At 49.1% G+C, this 978-nt stretch carries 2 protein-coding genes; both read right to left on the bottom strand.

The features are described 5' to 3' along the window. Positions 1-462: 462 nt before the first annotated feature. Positions 463-753, bottom strand: a complete 291-nt coding sequence (gene cas2 / locus RRY12_13295) for a CRISPR-associated endonuclease Cas2 (protein ID MEG2185650.1) — start codon at positions 751-753, stop codon at positions 463-465. Between the two features lie 9 nt (positions 754-762). Next, positions 763-978, bottom strand: a 216-nt coding sequence (locus tag RRY12_13290; protein ID MEG2185649.1) for a subtype I-C CRISPR-associated endonuclease Cas1, incomplete at its 5' end; no start/stop codon positions are given.

Raw genomic sequence — 978 nt, 5'->3', positions numbered from 1 at the left:
CGTGCGGGGCGCGACTCTGCAAAGTATTGCGCGATAAAATCTATAAGGGGTTTCAACTAACGCGCCCGTGCGGGGCGCGACCGGTAAAGCTTGTCCAGCAATTCAGAGATTTGCAGTTTCAACTAACGCGCCCGTGCGGGGCGCGACTTTGGGCAAACGGAGGCATTGAATAAATGAAAAAGTTTCAACTAACGCGCCCGTGCGGGGCGCGACATTACTACACTATCTGCCGACTACGCTTCAAAAGTTTCAACTAACGCGCCCGTGCGGGGCGCGACGGTATACTTGCTAGAGCAGCTAACCCTAATATAAAAATCCATTATTGCGCGAACTTGTGGCTTCGCCCGCTTTTTCATGGTTCATTCGTCGGTAAGTACCCGCAAGATGCGCTACATTACAAAAGCGCGAACCTTCTAGCGTTTTTTCGGACGCTTGAGGTTCGCGCACACAAATGTATTCATCTCACAGCAAAAGTAGTCCTTGGGGATCATATGGCTCTTTCGCTCCGACGTGTTCAACTCTTTTTTGCCAGTTGGCGCCGAGAAAATAATACCTTAAACTGTCTTTTTGATTATCAATGGTCTTTTCTAGCTGAAATTTTAACTCAGACCACTGCACCGGGTCAACCAGACATTCAAAAACTGAAAACTGCACCCTCTGCCCATGATTTTCGCAAAGTTTGGCTATTTTTCGAAGGCGTTTCGCACCGCCCTCACTGGTAACATTGACATCGTAACTGACCACTACCAACATCTTTCTTTCCTACTTCCAGATGTACGGGGTATATTCCTGCATGTCACCGCGAATATGCCGGGCTAGGAGCATTGCTTGAAGGTGCGGCAGCTGCCCAATGAAAATTTTTTCGCCGGTGTATGGGTGAAGCACCTCGTCCTGTTTGCGCGATTGCCACTCCGCTATCACTGTTTTTCGTGTATCGTCGGTCATAATGACGGCTCCGCTTTCCGTAACCGAAAAACC

The sequence above is a fragment of the Cloacibacillus sp. genome, assembly GCA_036655895.1.
In the GTDB taxonomy this organism is placed as follows: domain Bacteria; phylum Synergistota; class Synergistia; order Synergistales; family Synergistaceae; genus JAVVPF01.
This window is presented reverse-complemented; position numbering and strand designations above follow the sequence as displayed.

Coding starts and splice junctions, on each gene's coding strand:
- cas2 (MEG2185650.1), bottom strand. CDS start 753: ATGTTGGTAGTGGTCAGTTACGATGTCAATGTTACCAGTGAGGGCGGT.